This is a genomic window from Colwellia sp. MB02u-10 (assembly GCF_014077185.1).
In the GTDB taxonomy this organism is placed as follows: Bacteria; Pseudomonadota; Gammaproteobacteria; order Enterobacterales; family Alteromonadaceae; genus Cognaticolwellia.
Genome location: NZ_JACGVK010000124.1, coordinates 93781 through 117446 on the forward strand (window position 1 = coordinate 93781; position 23666 = coordinate 117446).

The window sequence follows — 23666 nt, forward strand, 5'->3', positions numbered from 1 at the left end:
TTCCATGCTAAATTTTACTGCAAATTTTAGACTCAATATTTTTTAAAGTGCCTGTACAATCAACAGCAGCAATAGAATAAGACTAACCCATTGCCAAAACATGACAGGATCACGCTGCATTAGCGGCGGCTTATTTTTTGCTAAAAATAATTTATTCGGCTGTCGCAAGTCATGAACAAACTCTGATAACACAGAGTAGCGTTTTAAGGGATCAATTTTTAAGGCGCGTTCAAGTGTATCGTCAATCCAAAAGGGTAATTCAGTATTATCATTGATCATCGATTTATAGTTGAGCTTACGTTGTGCTGATACGCTGTTCGCTTGTGCTATTTCACGACCATATGGAAATTTACCTGATAACATTTGATAAGTGATCACGCCCAACGCATAAAGGTCAGACGCCTGTGTGCCTAAATGTCCTAAAAAATATTCAGGAGCTGAATAACGAATGGTACCGCGCATAATTTCTTCGGTGTCAGCATCGGTCACACCGGCAATAAAGGTTGAGCCAAAGTCTATTATTTTTACCGTCTTAGTATTGTCAATCATGATATTAGCTGGGCGTAAGTCTTGATGTATCATGTCTTGGCGGTGAAAAGCCTGTAAGCCTTTTGCGGTTTGCTCAATAATATTTCTAACTTGTTCTAAGCTTGGTTTTGGATGGTCTATCATCCATTGACTTAACGAAATACCATCAATAAATTCTGTCACTAAATATAAATAATGACGCTTTCTTTTTGGAATAATGGCTTTAACAACATGTGGATTGTTAATGCGTTTAGCTATCCATTCTTCTAGCATAAAACGCTCAAGGTATTGCGTGTCGGTTCTTAATTCAGTGGATGGCGTTTTTATCACTACGGTTTGCTGTGTGTCGTTGTCGCGCGCTAAAAAAACATGGCTTCGGCTACTAATATATATTTCGCGAATAATTTCATAACCATCAAACTGCATTCTGGGTGAAAGTCTTGGCGGCAATGGCAACAAGGTCAGTTGATGCACTTCATCAAGCTGATAGCTGGGCACGTTATCAATACGGACAATTTGAACACTGAGGTTGTCATCACTCCCTAAGGCAAGTGCTTCTGTAATGATGGTATCAGCAGCATTATCTAAGCTCTGGGCATTGTTAATGCTATTGGCGATTTGAGCATTATTTAAAAACTCGTAAACGCCGTCAGTGGCAATGATATAGATATCGCCTTGCTCAAGTAGCTGGCTTTGATAATCAATGTCAAATGTTTGGTTAACCCCTAAAGCGCGGGTTAAATAGCTAACATCGGCGGAAACAACTCGGCGGTGATCTTCGGTTAACTGCTCTAATTGTTGACCTGATAAACGATAAATTCGTGTATCACCTGAATGAAAAAGATGTGCCGTATTTGATTTTAATATCAGTGCACTGAAGGTGCAGACGTAGCCTTTGTCTTTATCAAAGCGATAAGGGCTATTACGTGTTTGCGAATAAAGCCATGAATTAATCGACTTAATGACTTTTTGTGCAGAATTTTTAACAGACCACGAATCAGAGGTACAGTAGTAATCCTCTAAAAAACTCGATATTGCTGTTTCACTGGCAATTTGGCTGACGTTACTTGAGCTAATACCATCAGCCATGGCAAGTACAATCCCTTTGCTGCTAAGCATGGGTTCTTTAGGAATGATGCTGCCGAGAAAATCTTGATTGATTTTTTTTCGACCTTTATTGGTAGCGCCGCCAATACTCACAGTTAATGCTTGACTCATTACTTGTTTCCAATGGATTAAAATTAGCTTAAATCGGTAAAGTTTGAAGCAATAAAAAGACTTCGTAACCTAAATTACGAAGTCTTTTATCTACATTGATATTATTCCAAGTTGATTAATTACCTGATCATTTTTAATGGTTAGAATGAAAAAATACGGCGTTATAAAATTTATAAGTAGCATAACTACAGACTAAATTTTATGGCTTGTATTTAGCCATTTTTCCTCATGAAAAAGTACATCACTTATTTAATCAAATGGGTATTCGTTATTTATTAATTGACTCATACAAGCTTATGCTTTGAATAAACCATTGATAAATAGTGAATTAAGCAATTTTTCTGCTTGGCGATGTTTTAACATGTGTAAAGTATAGTGGTAAACCTACTAATAATAAGCCACCGGCAAGGTTACCTAATACCGTTGGAATTTCGTTCCATACCAAATAATCATAAACAGTAAAGTCACCCCCCATGATCATTGAGAATGGGAATAAGAACATGTTAACAATTGAATGTTCAAAACCCATAAAAAAGAACAACATTACGGGCATCCACATGGCGGCCATTTTAGCACCAGCAGAAGTAGAGATCATCGCACCAACCACACCCATTGATACCATCCAATTACATAACATGCCACGGAAGAATATAGTGATCCAGCCGCTTAAGCCATGTTCTTGGTAACCTACGGTTCTTGCTTCACCAATACTTGCTACTTTAGCTGCAATAGCACCGCCGTCAGCCGAATAACCATAGGTTAAAATAAAGGACATTAAAAAGGCTGTGGTCATTGCTCCGCCAAAGTTACCTAAAAAGACCAGGCCCCAGTTACGCATTACGCCGCCAAAGGTAACACCGGGACGCTTGTCTAATAAGGCTAATGGTACCAGTGTAAATACACCAGTGAGTAGATCAAACTTCATCAAATAAAGCATGATAAAACCAACAGGGAAAAGACAGGCGCCTAAAATAGGGCTACCTGTTTTAGTTGCCACCGTAATCGCAAATATCGCAGCTAGGCCTAAAATAGCGCCCGCCATAAAAGCACGTATAAGAGTATCTTTGGTAGACATGTAAACTTTCTGTTCACCTGCGTCCACCATCTTGGTTACAAATTCACTGGGTTCTATATAAGCCATTGTTATATCTCTATTTAATAGTAAGGTTAATTCATTTTACTGTTTACCTAACAAAGCAAGTTAAATGCCAGTCATGTAACGTATTGATTTTTATTTAATATATAATTCATCACTTAGTTTTTTTTGCTTTATTTGCCAGCGTTGCACAACTTTAATTAGCTTGGCGCACCAAATAAGATCACCACGATTTATAGGGTAAAAATTTACCATTCAAGGTTAAAATGACTCTATCGCCTTTTGGATTTTCTTCTTTTTCTACTTCCATAGAGAAGTCGATAGCACTCATGATGCCGTCACCAAACTTTTCTTGAATAACCTCTTTAAGGGTATCGCCATAGACGCCTACCACTTCGTATATACGATAAATTAATGGGTCTTGTGGTACTGACTTATCCCACTCTTTGGTTGGGTAGGCCATTAGGGCTTGCTTTGTTTCTTTAGGTAAGGCTAAAAATTCAATTACTTTATCAGCTTCAACTTCAGGCCAACTGTTCATGCCTAAACAGGCTGAGGTTGTCCAAACGATAGACATACCGACAGCATCTGCAATATTCTGCCAACTAAGTTCTTTTTCAATTTTTATTGCAAATATTGCTTCAGTTACATCGAGCTTATTCATGTGACTTCCTTAAGATTAAAAATATTATTTTATTAAGTTAGCTGTTTAATCTTGGTGCGTTATTTTCAACACAGTGCAAGCACTTTAAATTACGCGTTGATTTAACCATCAAACGACTAACCTTGTTATCTACTGACATTAACAATTGCGAAAATTATGCCAATAGCTGTATTTTAATTAAGTAACTGATTTTTATTGATATTAATTGTTTTACTAGTCTGTGCAATGCAACGATTTTTCGTGATAAACGATATTTCGTGCTATTTTTCACGAAATATCGTTGCTTGGCTTGGAAATTGAATGGTGGGGTTAGTTGATAAGTCATCAGGAATATTTTATGCAAGCAAACTTATTTTTAAATGCACCTAACGCACTGTTATATATTGATCCTTTTAATAATAAAATTTTGCAGTTAAACCACAAAGCTGCAGTATTATTTGCTATCGAAAGCGACGTTGAGCTAGAAAATAATACGTTAACAAAGGTTAGCGTAACGCAGTTTTTTACTGGCTGTTTAGATAAGTTAATTCACTTTACTCAACAAATATTAGCGCAGGGCGAAGCGTGGACAAACGATCTATTTCTCACCATCAATAATGAAAAAGTATATTTAGATATTACCGCTAGCACTTTTGACAATAAGCTTTTGTTTTCTTGTCAAAGTGCGAAAGTGACTTATGCCCGTTACCACCAAGCAACAGCGCAAGCTAAATATAAAGCGGGTATTGTTCATTGGAATGCTAACGAAAGTGTATTTGAAGAAATTGAGCGACAAAATCAATTGTTACTCAGTGCGGTAGGTGACGGTATATATGGCGTAGATGTTGACGGGAATACCACTTTTGTAAATGCAGCGGCCGAGCAAATATTAGGCTGGGAAAAAGTAGAACTTGTTGGGAAAAGTATTCATGACGTGATTCATCATTCGCATGCCAATGGCGAGCATTACCACGCTTACAAATGCCCGATTTATGCTGCTTTTAAAGATGGAGAAGTACACAGTGTTGATGACGAAGTGTTCTGGTCAAAAAGTGGTATGCCAGTGGCGGTAGAATATAAAAGTACCCCAGTAACTGAAAATGGTTTATTAATCGGCGCCGTAGTTATTTTTCGAGACATAACACAAAGAAAGTCTATTCAAGCTAAATTGTTAAACGCTTTAAAAGAGGTAGATACACTAAAAGAACGCCTTGAAATGGATAATGCGTATTTGCTTGAAGAATTAAATGCAGATTTTAATCATCACCAGATCATTGGTCAGAGTATGCAGGTGCAGCATATGGTTAATCAAATAGAGTTAGTGGCAGCTACTAATGCGAATGTCATCATTACTGGCGAATCAGGTACAGGTAAAGAGCTAATTGCTAGAGCGATTCATGAAGTCAGTGAACGAAAAGCCCGGCCATTAATTAGAGTTAATTGTGCGGCAATACCGGCAGACTTATTTGAAAGTGAATTTTTTGGTCATGTAAAAGGCGCTTTTTCAGGCGCAATATCAGACCGAGTTGGACGATTTGAACTGGCGGATGGCGCGACTATTTTCTTAGATGAAGTCGGTGAAATTCCTTTACAACTGCAAGGGAAATTATTACGGGTATTACAAGAGCAGCAGTTTGAGCGGGTAGGAGAGTCGAAAACCATACATGTTGATGTCAGAGTTATTTCAGCCACTAATCAAAAATTAAAGACTTTAGTTCAGCAGAATAAATTTAGAGAAGACTTATATTTTAGGCTCAATGTATTTCCTATTCATTCACCGGCATTACGAGAGCGTAGCGATGATATTCCGCTTTTAGTAACACATTTTATTGATAAAGTGTGTTTAAACTTTAATCGACCTAAGCCACAAGTGTCAGTTTCGCAAATGCAGTATTTAACTCAATACCCTTGGCCCGGCAATATTAGAGAACTGGAAAATATTATTGAACGTCAGATAATCTTAGCCAAAAGTAATAAAATAAACTTCGAATTTTTGGCTAATGAATCGGTATTTAATCATGAATCATTTAACCCTAAAGTGGCTCCGCAGTTGATGAGAGTAGAAGAACAAAAATCACTTGAAAAAACTAATTTGGCTAATGCGTTAAAACATTGCCAAGGTAAAATTTATGGTGAGGAGGGTGCTGCTCAGCTATTAGGCTTAAAACCGACAACATTGGCGTCAAAGTTAAAAAAATATGGCTTAAATCGTCAGGAATTTACGCCTTAATCAGGTGATAGCTAGTGGCTGTTTGATGTTATAGAAATACTATGGGCTACACATTTACCACATTCTATTATCTTGACGATTGAGAGCAATGTTCTGATTATTTCTCGTTAGATTAATTCTATGCAGACCTGAGATGATTTAACACCTTGTGGTTCCCAGGCTGCTTATAATAGTTGCAGCATATTATTTGTGTAGCCAAGCTTGATATGGCTGCCAACTGCTCAGCCAGGTTGGAATATCACTGGCGGGCATCGGCCTTGCTATACCGTAACCTTGCGCTAATTTACAACCCAATTGTAATAAAGCCGTACCATGCTCAACAGTTTCTACTCCTTCAGCGATCACCTCAAGCTGGAAGGCTTTCGCCAAACTAACAACAGCCAAAACAATGGCTAAATCATCTGCGTCAGTGAGCATGTCGCGTATAAAACTCTGATCTATTTTAATTAGGTTGGCGGGTAGGCGTCTAAGGTACGTTAGTGAGGAATATCCGGTACCAAAATCATCTAGAGCAAACTGCACACCAAGCTCAAGGCAAGATTTCATGGTCGGTATAATGTAGTTGATGTCACTAAATGCACTGGTTTCTAATATTTCTAATGCTAACAAATGCGGTGACACATCAGGATGTGAAGCCAATAATATCGCTAAGCGTTGAACAAAATCAGTTTGCTGGAGTTGATAAGCACTGATGTTGACGCTAATCGGCAACGTGATACCGATACTTTGCCATTGGCTTATTTGATTCAGCGCTGTATCGATAACCCATTCACCTATATCTAGGCTAATGGCGTGATTTTCTATTAGCGATAAAAAATCTAATGGCGGCACTAAGCCACGGACAGGGTGCTGCCAGCGGATTAATGCTTCAACGCCCACGACTTCACCTGTAGACATATTGACTTTCGGTTGATAGTACAAAACAAACTCATGTTTATTCAGTGCTGCTCTGATATTACTGATGCTTTCTAGTTTAAGGTTAACGGCGTTATCGAGGGCGCTATCAAACAAGTGATAACAATTTTTACCTGCTTTTTTCGCCATATACATGGCTTGGTCGGCATGACGGATAAGTATGTCAGCATCGGCATCATCTTGAGGATAGATCGCAACACCTATGCTAACGGATACTTTTAATACCACATCGCCAACAGTGATAGGCTTTGATGCGGCAAGGAGTAAGCGTTTTAATGGCATTTTGTAATCTTCAGCGTTAACTAAATCATTTAATACGGCGACAAATTCATCACCACCGATACGGGCAAGTGTGTCCACTTCACGCAAGGTATCACTCATTCGATGAGACACCATAATAAGTAATTCATCACCGATAGCATGACCATAGGTATCATTAACCTCTTTAAACCCATCTAAATCCATAAAGATAACCGCGAGCGAGTTATGATGACGTTGGCATTGCAGCATAGCTTGGTTTAATCGATCAGCAAATAATGCACGATTAGGTAGCTTAGTTAAGGCGTCAAAATGGGCCATCTCTTCTAGTTGGCATTGATGATCTCTTTGCAGGGTAATATCACTAAAGAGGGCAACATAATGGCTAACTTTGCCAACAGCATTTTTTACAGCACTGATGGTGATGCTAGCAACATATTTTTCACCATTTTTGCGATGACTTAATATTTCACCAGCCCACTGGCCAGAAGATCTAATGACTTGCCACATCGCGCTATAGAACTCAGGTGGATGACGGTCTGTTTGGAAGAAATGTGGGGCTTGGCCAACGACCTCCTCACGGGAGTAACCGGTAATGGCAGTAAATTTTTTGTTAACATCAATAACCCTATTTGCCGCATCAGTAATAAAAATACCTTCTAGGGCGTGGGTGAATACACTCGCGGCAAGGGCTAGTTCATTTGCTCGTCTATCTATCTCTTGGTTGGCACGTATTAATTGAGCTGTGCGCTTATCTTTTTCTTTATTTTGAAAAGCCAGTTTTTCGTTCGCAACCACGAGTGCTTTTTTGGCTTTTTTGCGCTGACTGATATCTCGAACAAGCGCATTAAATTCAAAGCCATCAGCTAGCTTAATAAAAGAAATTGTTAACTCTATTGGAAGATTATGTCCGTCTTGATGTAATGCTTCAACCTCAATTATTTTATTTAGAATAGGACCTTCACCCGTGGCCATAAAATGCTCCAAGCCCTTTTTATGTGCAGCACGCAATGGTATTGGGATAATCAGATTTGCCAGTTCCTTTCCTACAGCTTGCTTATTTGTCCAACCAAAGACACCTTGTGCTTGAGCGCTCCAGCCAACAATATCGCCTTTGGCATTCATTTGAATTAATGCATCCTGTGATGTATCCATCATGGCATGGAGACGTGCTGCATCTTGGTTCACTGTATTAATTAGCTGCTTGTATCTTAGAAAATACGGAATGATAATCGCGGGGAGCAATAGTAGTAATATCATCACAGTGACCATTAAGGCTAATGTGTTTGCAGCAAGGCCATCAATGACTTTGTTGGGTGTTTGTGGAATAAACTGCAACGCTGTCATCGCGGGATAGTACATACCAGAGAAGGCTAATCCCATAACTACCGCACTAACAATTTGTTTTTTAGTTGTAAATTTGTATTGGCTTTGGTGAATAGCTTGATACTGTATTTTCAGTGCCACTATGGCCAATGCCAGAGCAATAAAGCTGGCAAGATAAACTAAACCAGCGTTATGAACCATCACTGTGTTTGAGCTGATGGTAGCTATGTTTATATAGTGCATCAGGCTGATAGCTGAACCCAACAACAATCCAGCGGCTAATAGTCGGAAATAGTTAAAAGCTTGCTGTGTTATCAACCACAGAACAATGCTACAAGCACAAATTAAAGGCAGAACAGACAAGATTATTGTGGGTACATTATAGTTAACGGGCATTGCAGGCTTTAACGCTAAAAAGCCAATAAAACCCATGGCCCAAATACCGATAGCCATCATGGAAGCCGCGAATAAATTCCAAGCTATTTTTTGACTGCTTTGGCGGCTGGAAATATTTCGCTCAACCATGCCAAAAGCACTGAATGATGACAAGATAGCAATGAGTATGGATAAAAAGACTAATATAGGATCATAAGCTGTAATCAGTGCTTCAACAGTTACAACATTATAGTCGGGATTCATTGCTATCAAACCTCAAGCACTTAATGAAAATTAGGCGTATCTTATTTTAATATAGCTTATCCATACTAAGTTTCAAGCCGCACTGAAAGCCTGACTTGTAGGTTTTCTATTATGAAGATAGGCATTTTTCAGTTAACTCTCATCTTGTCTGTATCCATTAATAATCAGCAGATTTACTGATGACAGCATTAAGGTAAACTTTGTAGTGACGCTAACTTTTGAGCCGATTATATTAACTTTATGACTAATCTAGTTTTGCTAATTTAATGTTATTTTACGTTTAACACTCATACGCTAAACATCTTGGTTTAGGACTTGTCGGCTAGATCATTCACCACCAAATCTAGTAATTGCATTAGCTGGTTTGCTTGCATGCTGTCGATACTATTGAACTTGCAGCTTATTTCATTAGGAATGTTTACCGCCTTTATTTTCAAGGCCTGCCCATCTTGCGTTAGCTCAACAAGACGCTTGCGCTTGTCGTGCTGGTCTTTAATTATGGCTAACAAGCCTTTGTCAGCCATTTTCTTTAAAATTTGTGTCATCGCACCACCATCAATCACGGTTTTTTCTACCAGCGCTGCAATGGTTATTTTGTCTTGCTCCCACAATGCCATCATAACTACATATTGTGGATAGGTAATATTAAGCTTCATTAGTGGCTCACGATAAGCACGAACAATGCTGTTTGAGGCCATATATAAACGATGACACAGCTGATTTTTGAGCGTTAATTGTTCAAATGACATAAGTTGCTCCTTGAAGTGATATTTTAAGTGATATTTTAAGTGATATTTTAATTTGCACACAAAGTATTTGCAATCAGTATTTGTTTGATATATTATTTTGCATGCAAACTAAATTTAAACTATTGTCACTTGGAGTTAATGATGAACGTATTAGAAAATATTGCTTACACAGCAAAAGCAACGGCAACCGGTGGACGTGAAGGTATAGCAAAATCTGACGATGGCCGTTTAGAGCTTGCATTATCTACGCCTAAAGGTTTAGGTGGTGATGACGGGCAAGGTACAAACCCTGAGCAATTATTTGCTGCAGGCTACGCCGCTTGTTTTATTGGCGCACTTAAATTTGTCGCGGGTGAAGAAAAAACCAGTTTACCTAACGAGACTTATATTAATTCAGAAGTGTCTATTGGTGCTATTGACGGTGGTTTTGGTATCGCGGTTAAGCTAGCGATATCATTAGGCGATATGGATAAAGCACAAGCACAAATCATGGTAGATAAAGCGCATCAAGTATGTCCTTATTCAAATGCGACTCGTGGCAATATTGCAGTGGAACTTTCAATTATTTAATATGCGACATAAGTTGATATAAAAGCACGCATTGCCAACAGCAAGAGCGTGCTTTTTTGTGCTTGTAATAATATGCCTGTAATAGTGTGGGGGTAATAGCCTGGGGAAATAAATCAAGCTATTACCCTGATTTATTTCCCCAGGCTATATTTTATTTTAAACTAAGTAAGCGCTAATATAGCCGTTTTATGCCAAACAATGCTGTTATGGGATGTTTAAGGTTAAGTTGCCATTTTCATATGATATTTACCGGTTAACAGCCTTTTCATTTTACAACACCACAGGCTTAATATTGATAAAACTCATGGTGCTGCCATTTTTATTTGTGGCTTGTTCACCGATAAATATAAGAAGTGTTTTGCCAAAGTTGGCGAATAAAGTAGCCATGCAAAGTAGCCATACTTAACAGCTTGCTTGGCTGGTTTTCTCAAATTTGAGTAGTCGTCTTGAGATAATATCAATGGCGACATTAAGCAGGGCTGTAAAGGTGATAAGAATGAGTGCGTTACTATAGCGTATTTCGCTGAAATTACTGTCGATATAAAACCCCAAAGTCATAATGCCTAAAATACCAAACACGGCGGTTTCTCGCACTATGATCTCAAAGCGATAAAACATCAAAGCCATCATACTGGGATAGATAGTTGGCATGATGTGGTAGTTAAATTGATTTAGCTTACTTATCTGCATTTCTTGGCGCGCAATAGCGTTACTTTGTTTCACCGCCAAGTAAGCGATAACACAGCCATTATGTATGGCTAAAGCAATAATAGCAGGTAGCATTGATGGGCCAAGCAGCATTAAAAAGATAAAGGCTAAGATATATTCAGGTACTGACCGACCGATTAATAAGCTGAATCGGCCGAGCCAAGTTAGGGGCGCAGGCCATAGATGCTTACTCGCCATCATATGGGCGCTTAAGCTAACAAAGTGAGTGGCTGCCAAGGCCAGTAGCGCCAAGGTAATGGTGACTATTGCCCCAGGAATAGCTTGCTCTGACAACAAAGCGCTAAACCAAGCCGTGACTGATGACCATTGAACCTCAGCCAATGTCGCCGCGTTTGCTATGGCGGGAGGTAAAATATCATGGCTAATAAAACGTACCAGTAAGCTGCTATCGATGTGAGGAATATCTATCAGTGTCACACAGGCAATCACCAGGTAAACCCCGAGTAACTTAGGTGGGCACCAGTAACGAATGGTGCCGATAAGAGCAATAAATATCATTAATAACGCGGCCCCCTCGCTATAGTTGCCCTGTCTAAAAGCCGTTTCCATGTAAAAACCTAGCGTGGGCATACCGATAAAACCGAGTACGGCGCTACTGCGCAGGGCACATTCAAAACGGTAGCGCGTGTAACTCATCAGTTGCGGCATAACTTGGGCGATTTTACCATAAGTGAAACGGCTAATCATATCGGCACGGCTATCAATACTTTCTAAAGGGCTATTTGACGATTGATTGATGATATCGTGAAACACGCGGGCAAAAGTGGCGGCAAATGGGATGCTAATGGCCAAAATTCCGGTCAGGGGAGACAGCCCAAAAACTTGTAAAAATAGCAGTGCCCAAAAAATTTCATGAATGGCCCGCAAAAAAGCACAGCAGCTGGATATTAACGGGTGTTGGTATATTAGTGCGAGGGGAGCACCAATTACTAGGCCTAAACAGACGCCGATAATGGCAAAGTTAACAGTTTGCATAATGGCTTGTAATAAGTATTCAGTGGCGAAAAAGTCAGGGGTTACTAACCCATTTGCCATACGAGTTAACTCGAGGAAAGGGTCAAAATTAACAATTTCTATATCCGCAAAAGGCAGAATAATCAGGGCAATAAGCCAGATTGATAACGTGACTTTCTGCCAATAACCTAAAGCATATTGTGGGTTTTTCAATGATGGTATTGGTTGCAGCTGCTTGGGTTGCGACATAAAAGCAGCTTACGCGCTTGCGCTAGTTTGATATAGCGCCGTAATTTGCTCTTGGTCGATACTCTGCTGTTGGCTATCGAGTATCAAGCGACCTTTATCTAACGCGATAACACGGTCAAAAGCGCTCATGGCTAAGGCTCTGTCATGAATCACCATAATGACACTGTTGTGCCGCGCTAATACGGTGTTAAGTAGTCTTGATGTCATTAAGGGATCTAGCGCTGAGAAGGGTTCATCGCCAATAAAAATATCTTGTTGTTGATACAAAGCTCTGGCTAAGGCTACTCGTTGTCTTTGCCCACCAGAGAGTTGATCCACTTTCTTTGTTAAGGGTTGGTCTAATTCTAACTGCTGACAAAGCGCTGCAATATCGTGTAAATCTTGCTTGAAAGGTCTCATTAAATTAACTAAGTTGTATAACCAGTGGTGTCGAGCTAAAGCACCCATAAATATATTGTGATAGATGCTGAGATTATCCACTAAACCCTGGCGCTGTGAACACAGAGCCGCACGGGTTATTAACGCTTGATAAATATGGTGTAGCAGACTAGATTTACCCGCACCAGAGGGACCGATAATCGCAACTTTTTCACCTTCATTGATGGTCAGGCTCAGATCAAAAATTACCTGAGTAGACTGCTTGTTTTTACCGGTTTTTTTACGGGAATTTGCGCCAGCAGTTTTATCATAATGCAGGTTTAGGTTGGCAAGGGTGAGCATTAATCGATAAGCCCTATTTGTTTAGCCACGTCTTCCACCGGTTGAAAATCTTTGTTTTGAGCTTTAACAAAAGCAGAACGTGGAAAACTTTTTAACAGCTCAGGACTATTCATATTAAGCAGTGCTGCTTGCACTTTGTCAGCAAAGCCGGCGCCAAAATTGGCTTCAACATCAGCGCGTATTGTCCATTGGTAATCAGGGTAGGTGGGGCTCTGCCAAATAACCTTGACTTTATTAGTGTCTATTTTACCGGCGGCGAGGGCACTTTCCCACACTTTATAATTTACCGCACCCACTTGGTAAGTACCTGATTGAACTTGCACAATAGTACGGTTATGGTCGCCCGAAAATCCCACCCGTTTAAAGGCTTGTTGTGGTTTTTGCTTTAAGTGCTGCTCGATATAATATTGTGGCATCAAGCGACCTGAGGTTGAACCTTTTGAGCCAAAGGTAAAGGTTTTGTCGGTGATATCAGGAAAACTCTCACTCAGTGCTAAGCCTGTGCTGTAGTGGGCAATAAAGTAGCTTTTAAAAAACTGATCTTCATAACCTTGTGCAATCGCTTGTGAGCCTGGCACTAATCGTCTGGCTTGTACTCCAGATAAACCACCAAACCAAGCAAGCTGCACCTGATTATTTCTAAAGGCGGTTACCGCGGCTGAGTAAGACTTAACGGGCACATATTTTACCTCAACGCCAAGTTGCTTGGATAAATAGAGGGCAACCTGCTCAAAGCGGGTTCTCAGCTGAGACTCATCTGCATCGGGAATAGCGGTAAAAGTAAAGGTGGCCGCACTCGCGTTGGCACCTACAAAAAGGCTTAGGGTTAACGCACATAGTGCGAATAGTTTGGTCATTTTTTTCATAAAATCTCTTTTTATTAGCGCTTTATCATGATCATTAATGCCATAAAATTGCGAGTGTTCAGTGCTACATTATCTCTTAAAATAAGCATTAACACACTGTTTACGGATAATACTGTGTGTTAATGCTAGGGAATAGGGTTTAATTACCTTTTTTAGAAGCTGTTACTTGATTCACTGCTAGAAAAACTAACACAGCTACTGAACGTTAATTAACCAATCGCAGGTATTCACATAAACACTTAGCCTTAATGACCCCCTCACCCCCAATAAAACTAATAATAAGATAACTAGTGGGTAATGCTTACCAAAGATAAAATGTCTGACTTGATTCGAATTAAGCTGGCATCAATCAGAAGTGGTCAAGTTAACTAAAAACTTGAGGTGTATTAGGGATTTCAGTTTAAAAATTAAAATACACTATGTTGGCTTATATAATATGCATCTATTGACAATGAAAAGTGACAAGGGCAATGTATGGCTATAAGGGATTATAAAGGATTATGTTCTTACATTGGAAAACCTAAGTTCAACGGATTTGAAAACCATTCTTCATTCAAAACGCGCCAATATCTATTACTTAGAATATTGTTGTGTAATGCAAAAAGATGGCAGAGTTCTCTATCTCACCGAAGCTAAAACAGAAAACCTCTATCTTAATATTCCAATAGCCAATACTACCGTGCTTTTGCTTGGAAATGGCACCTCTTTTCAACAAAAAATAACAGGCAACACTGCATCTAAGTTAGAACCTTACCGAGATGAATGGGTGTCGTTAAGGTTATTTGAAGCATTTGTGAAAGGTTTAACTGATAAGCAATGGTTAACGCAATTAGCTAATATTAATCAAGCTAATCAAGGCCTAAATATAGAACAGAAAGTACAAGATAAACTAAATAAAGACATTGATTGGCTTGGCCGACGCTTTATTAGCCACTTATCGCGCTTATCACTTATGTTAGCAGACCATTTTTACTCTTCACTTGAAAGCAAAGAATCAAAAACACAATGGCGGGATAATACTTACCAAGCCAATGCTAATACCGACAGAAAAACCAATCAGTTAAAGCAAAAGTTAGACGAGCATAACATTGGCGTTGCTCATAATGCGCTTCTATTTGCCAAAAATTTACCAGCTTTAAAATATTCACTACCTGCGATAGCACAACATAGATTATTTTCACAAAGCGCTAAGCAGAAAAAATATCAATGGCAAGATAAAGCCTTTAAAGTTGCAAAAACCTTTGCTAAAGCCAGTGAGAAACAAGGTTTTTTTGGCATAAACATGGCGTCAACTGGCTGTGGAAAAACCATGGCAAATGCACGTGTTATGTATGCCTTTGCTGATGAGCGTGAAGGGTGTCGGTTCTCTGTTGCGCTTGGTTTACGCACTCTAACACTGCAAACAGGTGATGCTTATCGTGATTTACTGAAACTCGGTGATGACGAACTAGCCGTCTTAATTGGTTCAAACGCGGTTAAATTACTACACCAGCTAGATAAAGAAGAAACAGATTCAGCAAAGCCTGATCATGGTGGCGAGTCAGCCAACGATCTTTACCAACAATTTCATGTCAGTTACGAAGGCCAAATTTATGATGGTCGTTTAAAGCGTTGGTTGGCAGCTAGTTCAAAATTAGAGCCGTTAATTAGTGCGCCTGTATTAGTTAGTACCATTGATCATCTAATGCCAGCAACAGAGAGCAAACGAGGCGGTAAACAAATAGCCCCCATGTTACGTTTGTTAACCTCTGATTTGATTTTAGATGAGCCTGACAACTTTAGTTTAGAAGATTTATCTGCCTTATGTCGTTTAGTCAATTGGGCCGATATGTTAGGGTCACGGGCATTATTGTCTTCAGCAACTTTACCGCCTGCGTTAATTGAAGCGCTATACAATGCTTATAGCGCTGGGCGAAAGCATTACAACCAAGCGAATTTTCCACATAACAATAATAAAGATGTTATTTGCGCATGGTTTGATGAAAACAAAAGTGAAGCACTCGCCATTAACAACGACAAAGCATTTAAGCAACAAACGATAAATTTTGTTGCAACACGATTAAAAAAATCAACCAAAAACACAAGGGTTTCACGTAAAGGTAAAATCGTGAATGTGGACCATGAGTACTCAGAAAAAGTACAACAAGAAAAAAATCCACAGGCCATTTTTGATGCGGTAGCACAGGTTATTCATCAACAAATTCATCAGCTACACAACGCGCATTTTGTCACTCATAACAATGGAAAAAAAGTATCAATTGGTGTTATCCGCATGGCCAATATTAATCCGATGATTGCCATGGCTAAAGCGCTGTTAGCTATGTCGCCAAAGGCAGAGTACAGCTTTCATTTTTGTATTTATCATTCGAAATTTCCGATGGCGTTACGCTCTTACAAAGAATCACGTTTAGATAAAGCACTAACACGCTACGACGCTGAGTTGTTATGGCAACAACCTGAAATAGCCAAATCACTTGTAAATAGCACAACCGAAAACAACGTGTTTATAGTGTTAGGCACATCGGTCGTCGAAGTAGGGCGCGACCATGATTATGATTGGGTAATTGCTGAGCCCAGTTCGCTCAGGTCAATTATTCAATTGGCGGGGCGTATTCAACGCCACAGACAAAACCCACCGACTAGCGCTAATGTGGTTATGCTCAATAAAAATATACGCGCCTTAAAAGGTGAAAGTGTCGCTTATTGTAAACCAGGCTTTGAAACCCCTGACTTGCCGTTAAATTGCAAAGATTTAAATGAATTATTAACGACTGAACTTGACAGTATTTCGGCAATACCAAGAATAAAAGAGCCACCGCTAGACTCAAATAACTTCTTAAAGGTAACAGCGCTGAATACAAAGAAATCGGTAAAACCGGTCGATTCATTTGCCGTACAAGAGCACCGTGCTTTAAGAATAAACCTTAGTGTCATGGGTGAAAATATCAACCATGAAAAATTTTATAACGCGCCATATCCAGCATCAGTATGGTGGTGTGATTCTCCCGCAATAGACTGGAGTGGTGAATTTATTCAGCAAACCGAATTTAGAAAATCTCAACCACAAGAAGAGTTTGTTTTACGGCTACCTGAAGATGAAGAATTGGTGTGGAGTCAAATAGATGATACGCGCTACCCACCTAAATATATCGCACAAGATAATCATTTTGTTACTGAGAGCATTGCATTAGCGCAGGGTAATTATTGGTGGTTCAATTTAACCACAGCGCAAACCTATCAATTTTTTGCCGACAAATTAAATCAGAGCCTACAAAAACCAGCGAATAGTTTGGTGATAGGTTTAAGAATATTAGAAAAAGATGAAAATACAACTAACCTTAGTGTCATGGGTAAAATATCAATCATGAAAAATTTTATAACGCGCCATATCCAGCATCAGTATGGTGGTGTGGTTCATCCGCAATAGACTGGAGTGATGAATTTATTAAGCAAAACGAATTTAGAAAATACAACCACAGACTAGTTTGTTTTACGGCTACCTGAAGATGAAAAATTGGTGTGGAGTCAAATAGATGATACGGGCTACCCACCTAAATATATCGCACAAGATAACCATTTTTTTACTGAGAGCATTGCATTAGCCCAGGGTCATTATTGGTGGTTCAATTTAACCACAGTGCAAACGTATCAATTTTTTGCCGATAAATTAAGTCAGAGCCGACAAAAAACCAGTGAACAGTTTGGTGTCATAGGTTTAAGAGCATTAGAACAAGATGAAAATACAACTTGGCACGGGCATCAACAACCAGGTGTTTACCAAATCAAGTAAAAGGACTACGTATGGAAGCCACATTAACACAAGCAATTGCTGATTATATTGAACAGCGTAAACAGAATAAGCTTGAACCGTTACAAAAAGCACTGAATAAAGTGCTAGAAAAAGCGGATGAAACCGCTATTGCGAGAGCAAAAGCTGACTATGCTGAACAGGCAATGCCAATAGAAGAAAGTTTTAAGCCTGAAGTATGGTTAACCGATGCAGCAAGGCGAGCTAAACAAATTAGTTTAGCAACGCATGCTGCTAAATTTACCCATAGTGATGCAAAAGCCAGTAGTGTTTTAGTGAATAACATCAGCACTACTGATAACCAATATCTTGCTACCGCCAAACTAACGGATAAAGCCATTGATGTAGTGGGTAATGCCGCCGCATTAGATGTTGCTAAACTATTAAAACTACAAGTGAATGGCGATAGTTTAATCGCGCAATTACAACAGAATAAAGCCGATGCGTTAATAACATTTACTGATAAAACTGAATTAATACAAAGTTGGATTGTAGGTTTTAAACTCGCATTGGCCGATGAAAAGCTTTCATCTCACACACTTAGCAAGCAGCTTTATTTTCCATTAAAAAGTGATGATGGCGAAACTGAATACCATTTACTGTGCCCGTTATTTTCATCATCGCTAGCGCATAAACTGCATAAAAAAGTAACGGGCACACGTTTTGGTGACTCAAAAGAAATACGTGATGCGCGCAGAGCCAATAAATACCATGACGCTATTGATACAAGTTTTCTAAATACCGTGATACAAAGTTTTGGCGGTTCAAAACCGCAAAATATTTCACAGCTAAATAGTGAACGTTATGGTCAAAATTATTTACTTAATGCTGCTCCACCTGCGTTTAAAGCGCAAATTAAACCCCCTATAACTCAGCTGAGTATATTTAATCGACAATTTACCTCTACAGTATCAAGTTATTTACGCGACTTTAAAGCCTTTTTAACGAACCTAACCCCAGAACAACGTAATTTTAAAATACGTTATCAGCGTGACCATCATTTTATTTTACCTATTATTGATCAACTCATGATGCACGCCGCCAATATTCAACTACTAGAAGCTGGCTGGGCAACATTACCAGATACTGATAACAAGCTTAAACAAGCGCATACATTATGGCTTGATGTTTACAATCCAAACCATGCCTTTCAACAAGAGCGTGAAAAACAAGATTGGCTAACAATAGTTGCCGCAGATTTTGCGAGCTGGTTAATCAAACAATTAAAAAATAACGAGCATTATCAGCTAAGTGATATTGAACACGCCTATTTTGCCAAGTTGTGTTTACATCAATTAAAACGCTTTGAGCGTGCCACACTAAAACGAGGAGAACTCTAGTATGAGCCAATATTTATTACTGAAAAAAATATCAGTACAAAACGCCAATGCTATAGCGGGTTTAACCTATGGCTTTCCAGCTATTACCAATTTTTTAGGTTTTGCTCATGCGCTTTCTCGTCAATTGCCGGCAGAATTAAAGGTAGCTTTAGGTGGTGTCGCTGTTGTTAGCCATCAAAATACAGTGCACGCACGACAACCCAAAGGCTGGGGTGATTATGTCTTTGCGTTATCGCGTAATCCGTTAACTCAGCAGGGTAATACCGCACCGATAAATGAAGAAGGGCGCATGCATATGCAAATTTCCTTATTAATTGAAGTTAATGGCTTAATAAGTGGCGATACTGAAACTACAGAAGGCTTAATTGCCAATGTTAAGCAGAACATTCCTAGATTACGTTTAGCGGGCGGACAAATAAGCCATATTGAAAACATTGAAATGACGGTGTTAGGTGAAGAAGACAAAGCATTACGTAAGCTCATGCCCGGTTTTGTGTTAATTGATCGTAGTGATTATTTAGCAAGCTATTATAAACAAAAAAAGCAAAAACAACCTGAGTTTTGTTTATTTGATGCATGGTGTGACTTTGCGCAACTTAAATATAAAGCACAAAAAACAACCTCAAATGAACACGACGAGACAAGCATAAATAGCACAATAAAAGCTGAAGCCAATAATAAGGCTGAGTGGCATTATGTAAAAAAACCTAATACGGGTTATTTAGTACCTATTACCACAGGCTATTGTGCCATATCTCCTATTTATGACGCAGGTAAAGTCGCTAATGTGCGTGATGCTAAAGTGCCGACTGTATTTACGGAAGCGGCCTATAGCGTAGGTGAATGGCAAAGCGTATACAGGGTAAAAAATATCACTAGGATACTGTGGCACTACGAACATAAATACCCCTGGTATGTCGCTAAATCAAGCCCATTTGTTGAAGAAGTACTTGAGCCAGATCTTTTTGAAGAAACGCCTTTTTAACTAATAGCGTACATAACTAACACATAACTAAGACAAGACTAAATGTAAAAACGAAGACCAAAAAAAGATGAATTTTATTAAATGGAGTAATAAACATGGCTGAATTTAAATTAAAAACCCCTTCAGTATTGGCATTTGAAGCGAAATTAGTACCATCAGACGCCTTAATGTTTTCAGGGAATTGGAACGAACAAACGTGGCAGGCAATACAAGTAGGTGAAAAATCCGTACGAGGGACTATTTCAAATCGCTTAAAATCAGTAACGGCCAACGCTCCTGAAAAATTAGATGCTGAAGTATCAAAAGCTAATTTACAAACGGTTGATATTGCCGCATTACAGCACAGTACAGATACACTTAAAGTGGTATTTACCTTACGTGTATTAGGGGGTTTATCAACCCCGTCTACCTGTAATAGCCCTGACTATCAAACGGCGTTAGCTGAAAAAATTCAGCAATATCAAAGTGACACTGGCTTTGCTGAATTAGCACAACGCTACGCCTTTAATATTGCTAGTGGGCGTTTTTTATGGCGAAACCGTGTTGGTGCTGAAAACGTGAAAGTAGTGGTTACCGTGGCCGACGAGCAAATAACATTTGATTGCCAAGATTATAATTTGCGCAAATTTTCAACAGGCGAAAAAATCGCCAAGTTAGCAGGCTTTATTCAACAAGGGTTAACACAAAACCATACCTTTATAAAAGTTGAAGCTTATAGCCAACTAGGTGAAGGCCAAGCAGTTTATCCTTCCCAAGAATTAGTCATTGGCGGTGGTAAAGGTGATAAAAGTAAGTTTTTATATCAACTTCAAGGCCAAGCAGCCATGCACTCTCAAAAAATTGGTAACGCATTACGCACCATAGACACTTGGCATCCAGCGGTAGAAGACGTTGGGCCTATTGCTGTAGAACCTTATGGCTCTGTCACTAATCGTGGTGCGGCTTATCGTCAACCCAAGGAAAAAAACGACTTTTATAATTTATTAGATACTTGGATGATTAAAGGTAAAGAACCAACAACAGAGCAGCAGCACTATCTAATGGCTATGTTAATTCGTGGCGGCGTATTTGGCGAATAGGAGGCATTATGGATTTTTATTGCGATATAAAATTATTACCAGATCCAGAGGCGACCGAGCCTGTGTTGCTAAGTAATTTAATGTCTAAATTACACCGTGCATTAGCGAGACAGCAAACTAATAATATTGGCGTGAGTTTCCCTAATGTTGAAAAAACATTAGGGAATACCCTACGTTTGCATGGTAATGAACAAGGTATAAATAATTTACATCAAACCGATTGGTTAAAAGGATTAAGAGATTATTGTTCGGTTGAAAACATTTTACCAGTGCCAGATAGTGTCCAATACCGCGTTATAAAGCGTGTACAAAGTAAAAGTGCCAATAATAAACGTAAGCGTTCAATTGCAAAAGGTTGGTTAAGTGAGCAAGATGCGTGGGTAAAAATATCGGATACACAGCAAAAGTTATTAAAACTGCCGTTTGTGCAAATCAACAGTGCATCAACCAAGCAAAATAATATTAAACTATTTATTGAGCATGCTGTATTACAATCAACGGCAGTTAGTGGTGAATTTAATACTTATGGTCTAAGCAAAGTCGCCACAGTGCCTTGGTTTTAGTTTTAACTTGTATAAAAGTAGGTTAGTTATTTACGGCTAATCTACTTTAGATTTTAATCTAAAAATTGTTCTTTAAAAATTAACCTGGTAAACAATGAGTTATAGATATATAGAAAATAAAGGGTAAAATACGTTTTTATCGTTAACTAGCTGTTGTAACTTATTTTTGTACTGTTATTCTATTGTTCACTGCCGCACAGGCAGCTTAGAAAGTTGTATCTAAAAATAAATCGTTCACAAAAAAGTTCACTGCCGTACAGGCAGCTTAGAAAATTTATAAATTGACCTTTTTCAGTTAATTTATGTTCACTGCCGCACTGGCAGTTTAGAAATGCTCAAAAAGTCCCCCTAGCGCTGAGCTAATGTTCACTGCCGTACAGGCAGCTTATACCATTTTGATTAAGTTTTTGATCTAAGCGGTGATATTTTCATATGTAAATATCACCGCTTATGAATTCATTTTAATGTATAGACTTTAAGTCACTTATCGCAAAGGAAACCAATGCGTGTTCGTTTAATGGCTATTTCACAAGTAACATCCGGCATTAATAATACTCAAACAGCAAAAACTTAAATGTTAATCGTCGTATCGTCAATGATTGGGTGAGAAAGCTCTACGCCCAAGGTTTCGATGGTTTAAAAGAAAAATCTCGCTCTAGGCGATCTTGTAACCTAAATGAACAACAATTCTCTCAGTTAAGCCCGTATATCCATGATAATAGTATTAAGTCCAAAGGCGGAAGACTCAAGGCACAAACACTTGTTGCTTATATACGCAAGAATTTAAAGTCGACTATTCAATTGATAATATTTATTGGCTGTTACATCAACTAGGTTTTTCGTGGATAACTAGTCGCTCGAGACATCCAAAAAAATCACAAGAAATTCGAGATGATTTAAAAAAAACTCCAAATGGAAGTGATCCTCACGATCCCGTGGAATGTTAGTCTTAAAAATGTCGATGTGTGGTGTCAAGATGAGGCACGCTTTGGACAGCAAAATACAACGACAAGACTCTGGGCGATAAAAGGAGCGAGATCAAGAGCTATTATATGCTTATCTTTTTGGTGCGGTTTGCCCAGCAACATGAGATACAGAGGCATTAGTCGCTCCATTTATGAATATGGATGTGATTGGAAGAGCACTTATCATTGATCTCCCAAAAAGCTCCAAAGGGACGACACGCCGTAATAGTTCTGAATGGTGCGGCTTGGCATCAAGGACACTTAACCGAGAAGTTTGATAACTTATCAATCATAAAGTTACCACCAGACTTGTTCAATAGGATTTAATTCTGGTGAATAAGGAGGATATGTATGATGCTCAGATTAGAAAAATATTGATCAAGGACCCTGTAACAAAATCTGTGTAACTGACTATTATTAATACCCATGTAGGGTTAAGGATAGGCAGACTATGAATAAGAAAGCACTCGAAGCGTTTGGTAAGCAAGCGGCTAAATCAATTAAGACGGAAGCAGACTTAACTGACTTTCGTAGAATGTTAACCAAGATAACGGTTGAAGCAGCACTTAATGCTGAACTAGATGAACATCTTGGTTACGCTCGCCATGAACAATCCCAGCAAAATAACTACCGTAATGGTTATTCATCGAAGACCATCAGAGCCGAAGATGGTCAAGTCGATTTAGATGCACCACGCGATAGAGATTCAAGCTTTGAACCTCAACTTGTGAAGAAAAACCAAACCCGCTTCACCTCGATGGACGACAAGATTTTATACCTGTACTCCAAGGGCATGACCACGCGTGATATCGTCGCTACCTTCAAGGAAATGTACGATGCTGATGTGTCACCCTCGCTTATTTCTCGCGTAACAAACGCCGTTATTGAGCAAGTGATTGAATGGCAAGCCAGGCCACTCGATGCGGTTTACCCCATTGTTTATTTAGACTGTTTGGTGGTTAAAATCAGGCAAGACAAACGCGTGATTAATAAAGCAGTTTATCTCGCCTTAGGCGTCAATATTGAAGGCCATAAAGAATTGCTCGGCATGTGGATATCCGAAAATGAAGGGGCTAAGTTCTGGCTCAACGTGTTAACTGAACTTCAAAATCGAGGGGTAAAAGATATTCTCATCGCCTGTGTCGATGGCCTTAAAGGTTTTCCTGATGCCATTAATACCGTTTATCCTCAAACGCAGGTACAGCTCTGTATTGTGCATATGGTGCGTAATTCATT

At 39.1% G+C, this 23666-nt stretch carries 17 protein-coding genes and 2 pseudogenes; 11 read left to right on the forward strand and 8 right to left on the reverse strand.

Annotated elements, in window-relative coordinates; translation table 11 throughout:
- Positions 1–42: 42 nt before the first annotated feature.
- From H4J59_RS12825 to cynS, 3 genes are all read right to left on the reverse strand, one after another.
- Positions 43–1746 carry a bifunctional protein-serine/threonine kinase/phosphatase gene (locus tag H4J59_RS12825; protein WP_182239946.1) on the reverse strand — a complete coding sequence of 568 codons (1704 nt, stop codon included), beginning with the start codon at positions 1744–1746 and terminating at the stop codon, positions 43–45.
- A gap of 328 nt (positions 1747–2074) precedes the next feature.
- Positions 2075–2887 (reverse strand): formate/nitrite transporter family protein, encoded by an 813-nt coding sequence (locus H4J59_RS12830; protein WP_182198434.1) that lies wholly within the window; start codon positions 2885–2887, stop codon positions 2075–2077.
- Between the two features lie 178 nt (positions 2888–3065).
- On the reverse strand, positions 3066–3506 hold the full coding sequence (cynS, locus tag H4J59_RS12835) for a cyanase (RefSeq protein WP_182239948.1): 441 nt from the start codon (positions 3504–3506) through the stop codon (positions 3066–3068).
- Positions 3507–3843: 337 nt separating this feature from the next.
- Here cynS and H4J59_RS12840 point away from each other — a divergent pair, with 337 nt between their 5' ends.
- Positions 3844–5715, forward strand: a complete 1872-nt coding sequence (locus tag H4J59_RS12840; protein WP_182239950.1) for a sigma-54-dependent Fis family transcriptional regulator — start codon at positions 3844–3846, stop codon at positions 5713–5715.
- 183 nt (positions 5716–5898) lie between these two features.
- Here H4J59_RS12840 and H4J59_RS12845 read toward each other — a convergent pair whose 3' ends face one another.
- Positions 5899–8853, reverse strand: coding sequence for an EAL domain-containing protein (locus tag H4J59_RS12845; protein WP_182239952.1), 2955 nt, complete (start codon positions 8851–8853; stop codon positions 5899–5901).
- Between the two features lie 308 nt (positions 8854–9161).
- Entirely contained in the window at positions 9162–9602 is a 441-nt protein-coding gene (locus H4J59_RS12850) for a MarR family winged helix-turn-helix transcriptional regulator (protein ID WP_182239954.1), read from the reverse strand.
- Between the two features lie 141 nt (positions 9603–9743).
- Here H4J59_RS12850 and H4J59_RS12855 point away from each other — a divergent pair, with 141 nt between their 5' ends.
- Positions 9744–10172: an organic hydroperoxide resistance protein gene (locus H4J59_RS12855; protein WP_182135993.1), complete on the forward strand. Its 429-nt coding sequence runs from the start codon at positions 9744–9746 to the stop codon at positions 10170–10172.
- A 402-nt stretch (positions 10173–10574) separates the two neighbouring features.
- Here the strand turns inward: H4J59_RS12855 and H4J59_RS12860 are convergent, their stop codons facing one another.
- From H4J59_RS12860 to H4J59_RS12870, 3 genes are read right to left on the reverse strand one after another with little or no spacing between them, the layout of a single operon-like run.
- A complete protein-coding gene (locus tag H4J59_RS12860) occupies positions 10575–12104 on the reverse strand; it encodes an ABC transporter permease (RefSeq protein ID WP_182239956.1) in 1530 nt (509 codons plus the stop codon).
- 9 nt (positions 12105–12113) lie between these two features.
- Positions 12114–12824 (reverse strand): ATP-binding cassette domain-containing protein, encoded by a 711-nt coding sequence (locus tag H4J59_RS12865; protein ID WP_182239958.1) that lies wholly within the window; start codon positions 12822–12824, stop codon positions 12114–12116.
- Positions 12824–13690, reverse strand: a complete 867-nt coding sequence (locus H4J59_RS12870) for a putative selenate ABC transporter substrate-binding protein (protein WP_182239960.1) — start codon at positions 13688–13690, stop codon at positions 12824–12826. Before H4J59_RS12870 ends, H4J59_RS12865 begins: the two co-directional genes overlap by 1 nt.
- Before the next feature lie 511 nt (positions 13691–14201).
- Here H4J59_RS12870 and H4J59_RS19480 point away from each other — a divergent pair.
- The 9 genes and pseudogenes from H4J59_RS19480 to H4J59_RS12910 all read left to right on the forward strand — a co-directional run.
- Positions 14202–14405, forward strand: a pseudogene (locus H4J59_RS19480) (subtype I-F CRISPR-associated endonuclease Cas1); the annotation flags it as partial.
- Between the two features lie 78 nt (positions 14406–14483).
- On the forward strand, positions 14484–17117 hold the full coding sequence (cas3f, locus tag H4J59_RS12875) for a type I-F CRISPR-associated helicase Cas3f (protein ID WP_310733192.1): 2634 nt from the start codon (positions 14484–14486) through the stop codon (positions 17115–17117).
- Positions 17118–17207: 90 nt separating this feature from the next.
- Positions 17208–17480, forward strand: a complete 273-nt coding sequence (locus tag H4J59_RS12880; protein ID WP_182239962.1) for a hypothetical protein — start codon at positions 17208–17210, stop codon at positions 17478–17480.
- Positions 17481–17491: 11 nt separating this feature from the next.
- Positions 17492–18838 (forward strand): type I-F CRISPR-associated protein Csy1, encoded by a 1347-nt coding sequence (gene csy1, locus H4J59_RS12885; RefSeq protein ID WP_182239964.1) that lies wholly within the window; start codon positions 17492–17494, stop codon positions 18836–18838.
- A 1-nt stretch (position 18839) separates the two neighbouring features.
- A complete protein-coding gene (gene csy2 / locus H4J59_RS12890; protein WP_182239966.1) occupies positions 18840–19823 on the forward strand; it encodes a type I-F CRISPR-associated protein Csy2 in 984 nt (327 codons plus the stop codon).
- Between the two features lie 95 nt (positions 19824–19918).
- Positions 19919–20902: a type I-F CRISPR-associated protein Csy3 gene (csy3, locus tag H4J59_RS12895; protein WP_182239967.1), complete on the forward strand. Its 984-nt coding sequence runs from the start codon at positions 19919–19921 to the stop codon at positions 20900–20902.
- An 8-nt stretch (positions 20903–20910) separates the two neighbouring features.
- On the forward strand, positions 20911–21465 hold the full coding sequence (gene cas6f / locus H4J59_RS12900) for a type I-F CRISPR-associated endoribonuclease Cas6/Csy4 (protein ID WP_182239969.1): 555 nt from the start codon (positions 20911–20913) through the stop codon (positions 21463–21465).
- A 782-nt stretch (positions 21466–22247) separates the two neighbouring features.
- Positions 22248–22412 (forward strand): annotated as a pseudogene (locus H4J59_RS19870) (winged helix-turn-helix domain-containing protein); the annotation flags it as partial.
- A 469-nt stretch (positions 22413–22881) separates the two neighbouring features.
- On the forward strand, positions 22882–23666 hold a 785-nt coding region (locus tag H4J59_RS12910; protein WP_182239971.1), incomplete at its 3' end, for an IS256 family transposase.

Excerpts from the sequence above, each read along its gene's own strand:
- H4J59_RS12840 (WP_182239950.1), top strand. The coding sequence starts at position 3,844 with ATGCAAGCAAACTTATTTTTAAATGCACCTAACGCACTGTTATATATT.
- H4J59_RS12825 (WP_182239946.1), bottom strand. The coding sequence starts at position 1,746 with ATGAGTCAAGCATTAACTGTGAGTATTGGCGGCGCTACCAATAAAGGT.
- H4J59_RS12845 (WP_182239952.1), bottom strand. The coding sequence starts at position 8,853 with ATGAATCCCGACTATAATGTTGTAACTGTTGAAGCACTGATTACAGCT.
- cynS (WP_182239948.1), bottom strand. The coding sequence starts at position 3,506 with ATGAATAAGCTCGATGTAACTGAAGCAATATTTGCAATAAAAATTGAA.
- csy3 (WP_182239967.1), top strand. The coding sequence starts at position 19,919 with ATGGCTGAATTTAAATTAAAAACCCCTTCAGTATTGGCATTTGAAGCG.
- H4J59_RS12855 (WP_182135993.1), top strand. The coding sequence starts at position 9,744 with ATGAACGTATTAGAAAATATTGCTTACACAGCAAAAGCAACGGCAACC.
- cas6f (WP_182239969.1), top strand. The coding sequence starts at position 20,911 with ATGGATTTTTATTGCGATATAAAATTATTACCAGATCCAGAGGCGACC.
- H4J59_RS12830 (WP_182198434.1), bottom strand. The coding sequence starts at position 2,887 with ATGGCTTATATAGAACCCAGTGAATTTGTAACCAAGATGGTGGACGCA.
- H4J59_RS12850 (WP_182239954.1), bottom strand. The coding sequence starts at position 9,602 with ATGTCATTTGAACAATTAACGCTCAAAAATCAGCTGTGTCATCGTTTA.
- H4J59_RS12870 (WP_182239960.1), bottom strand. The coding sequence starts at position 13,690 with ATGAAAAAAATGACCAAACTATTCGCACTATGTGCGTTAACCCTAAGC.
- csy2 (WP_182239966.1), top strand. The coding sequence starts at position 18,840 with ATGAGCCAATATTTATTACTGAAAAAAATATCAGTACAAAACGCCAAT.
- H4J59_RS12860 (WP_182239956.1), bottom strand. The coding sequence starts at position 12,104 with ATGTCGCAACCCAAGCAGCTGCAACCAATACCATCATTGAAAAACCCA.
- csy1 (WP_182239964.1), top strand. The coding sequence starts at position 17,492 with ATGGAAGCCACATTAACACAAGCAATTGCTGATTATATTGAACAGCGT.
- H4J59_RS12865 (WP_182239958.1), bottom strand. The coding sequence starts at position 12,824 with ATGCTCACCCTTGCCAACCTAAACCTGCATTATGATAAAACTGCTGGC.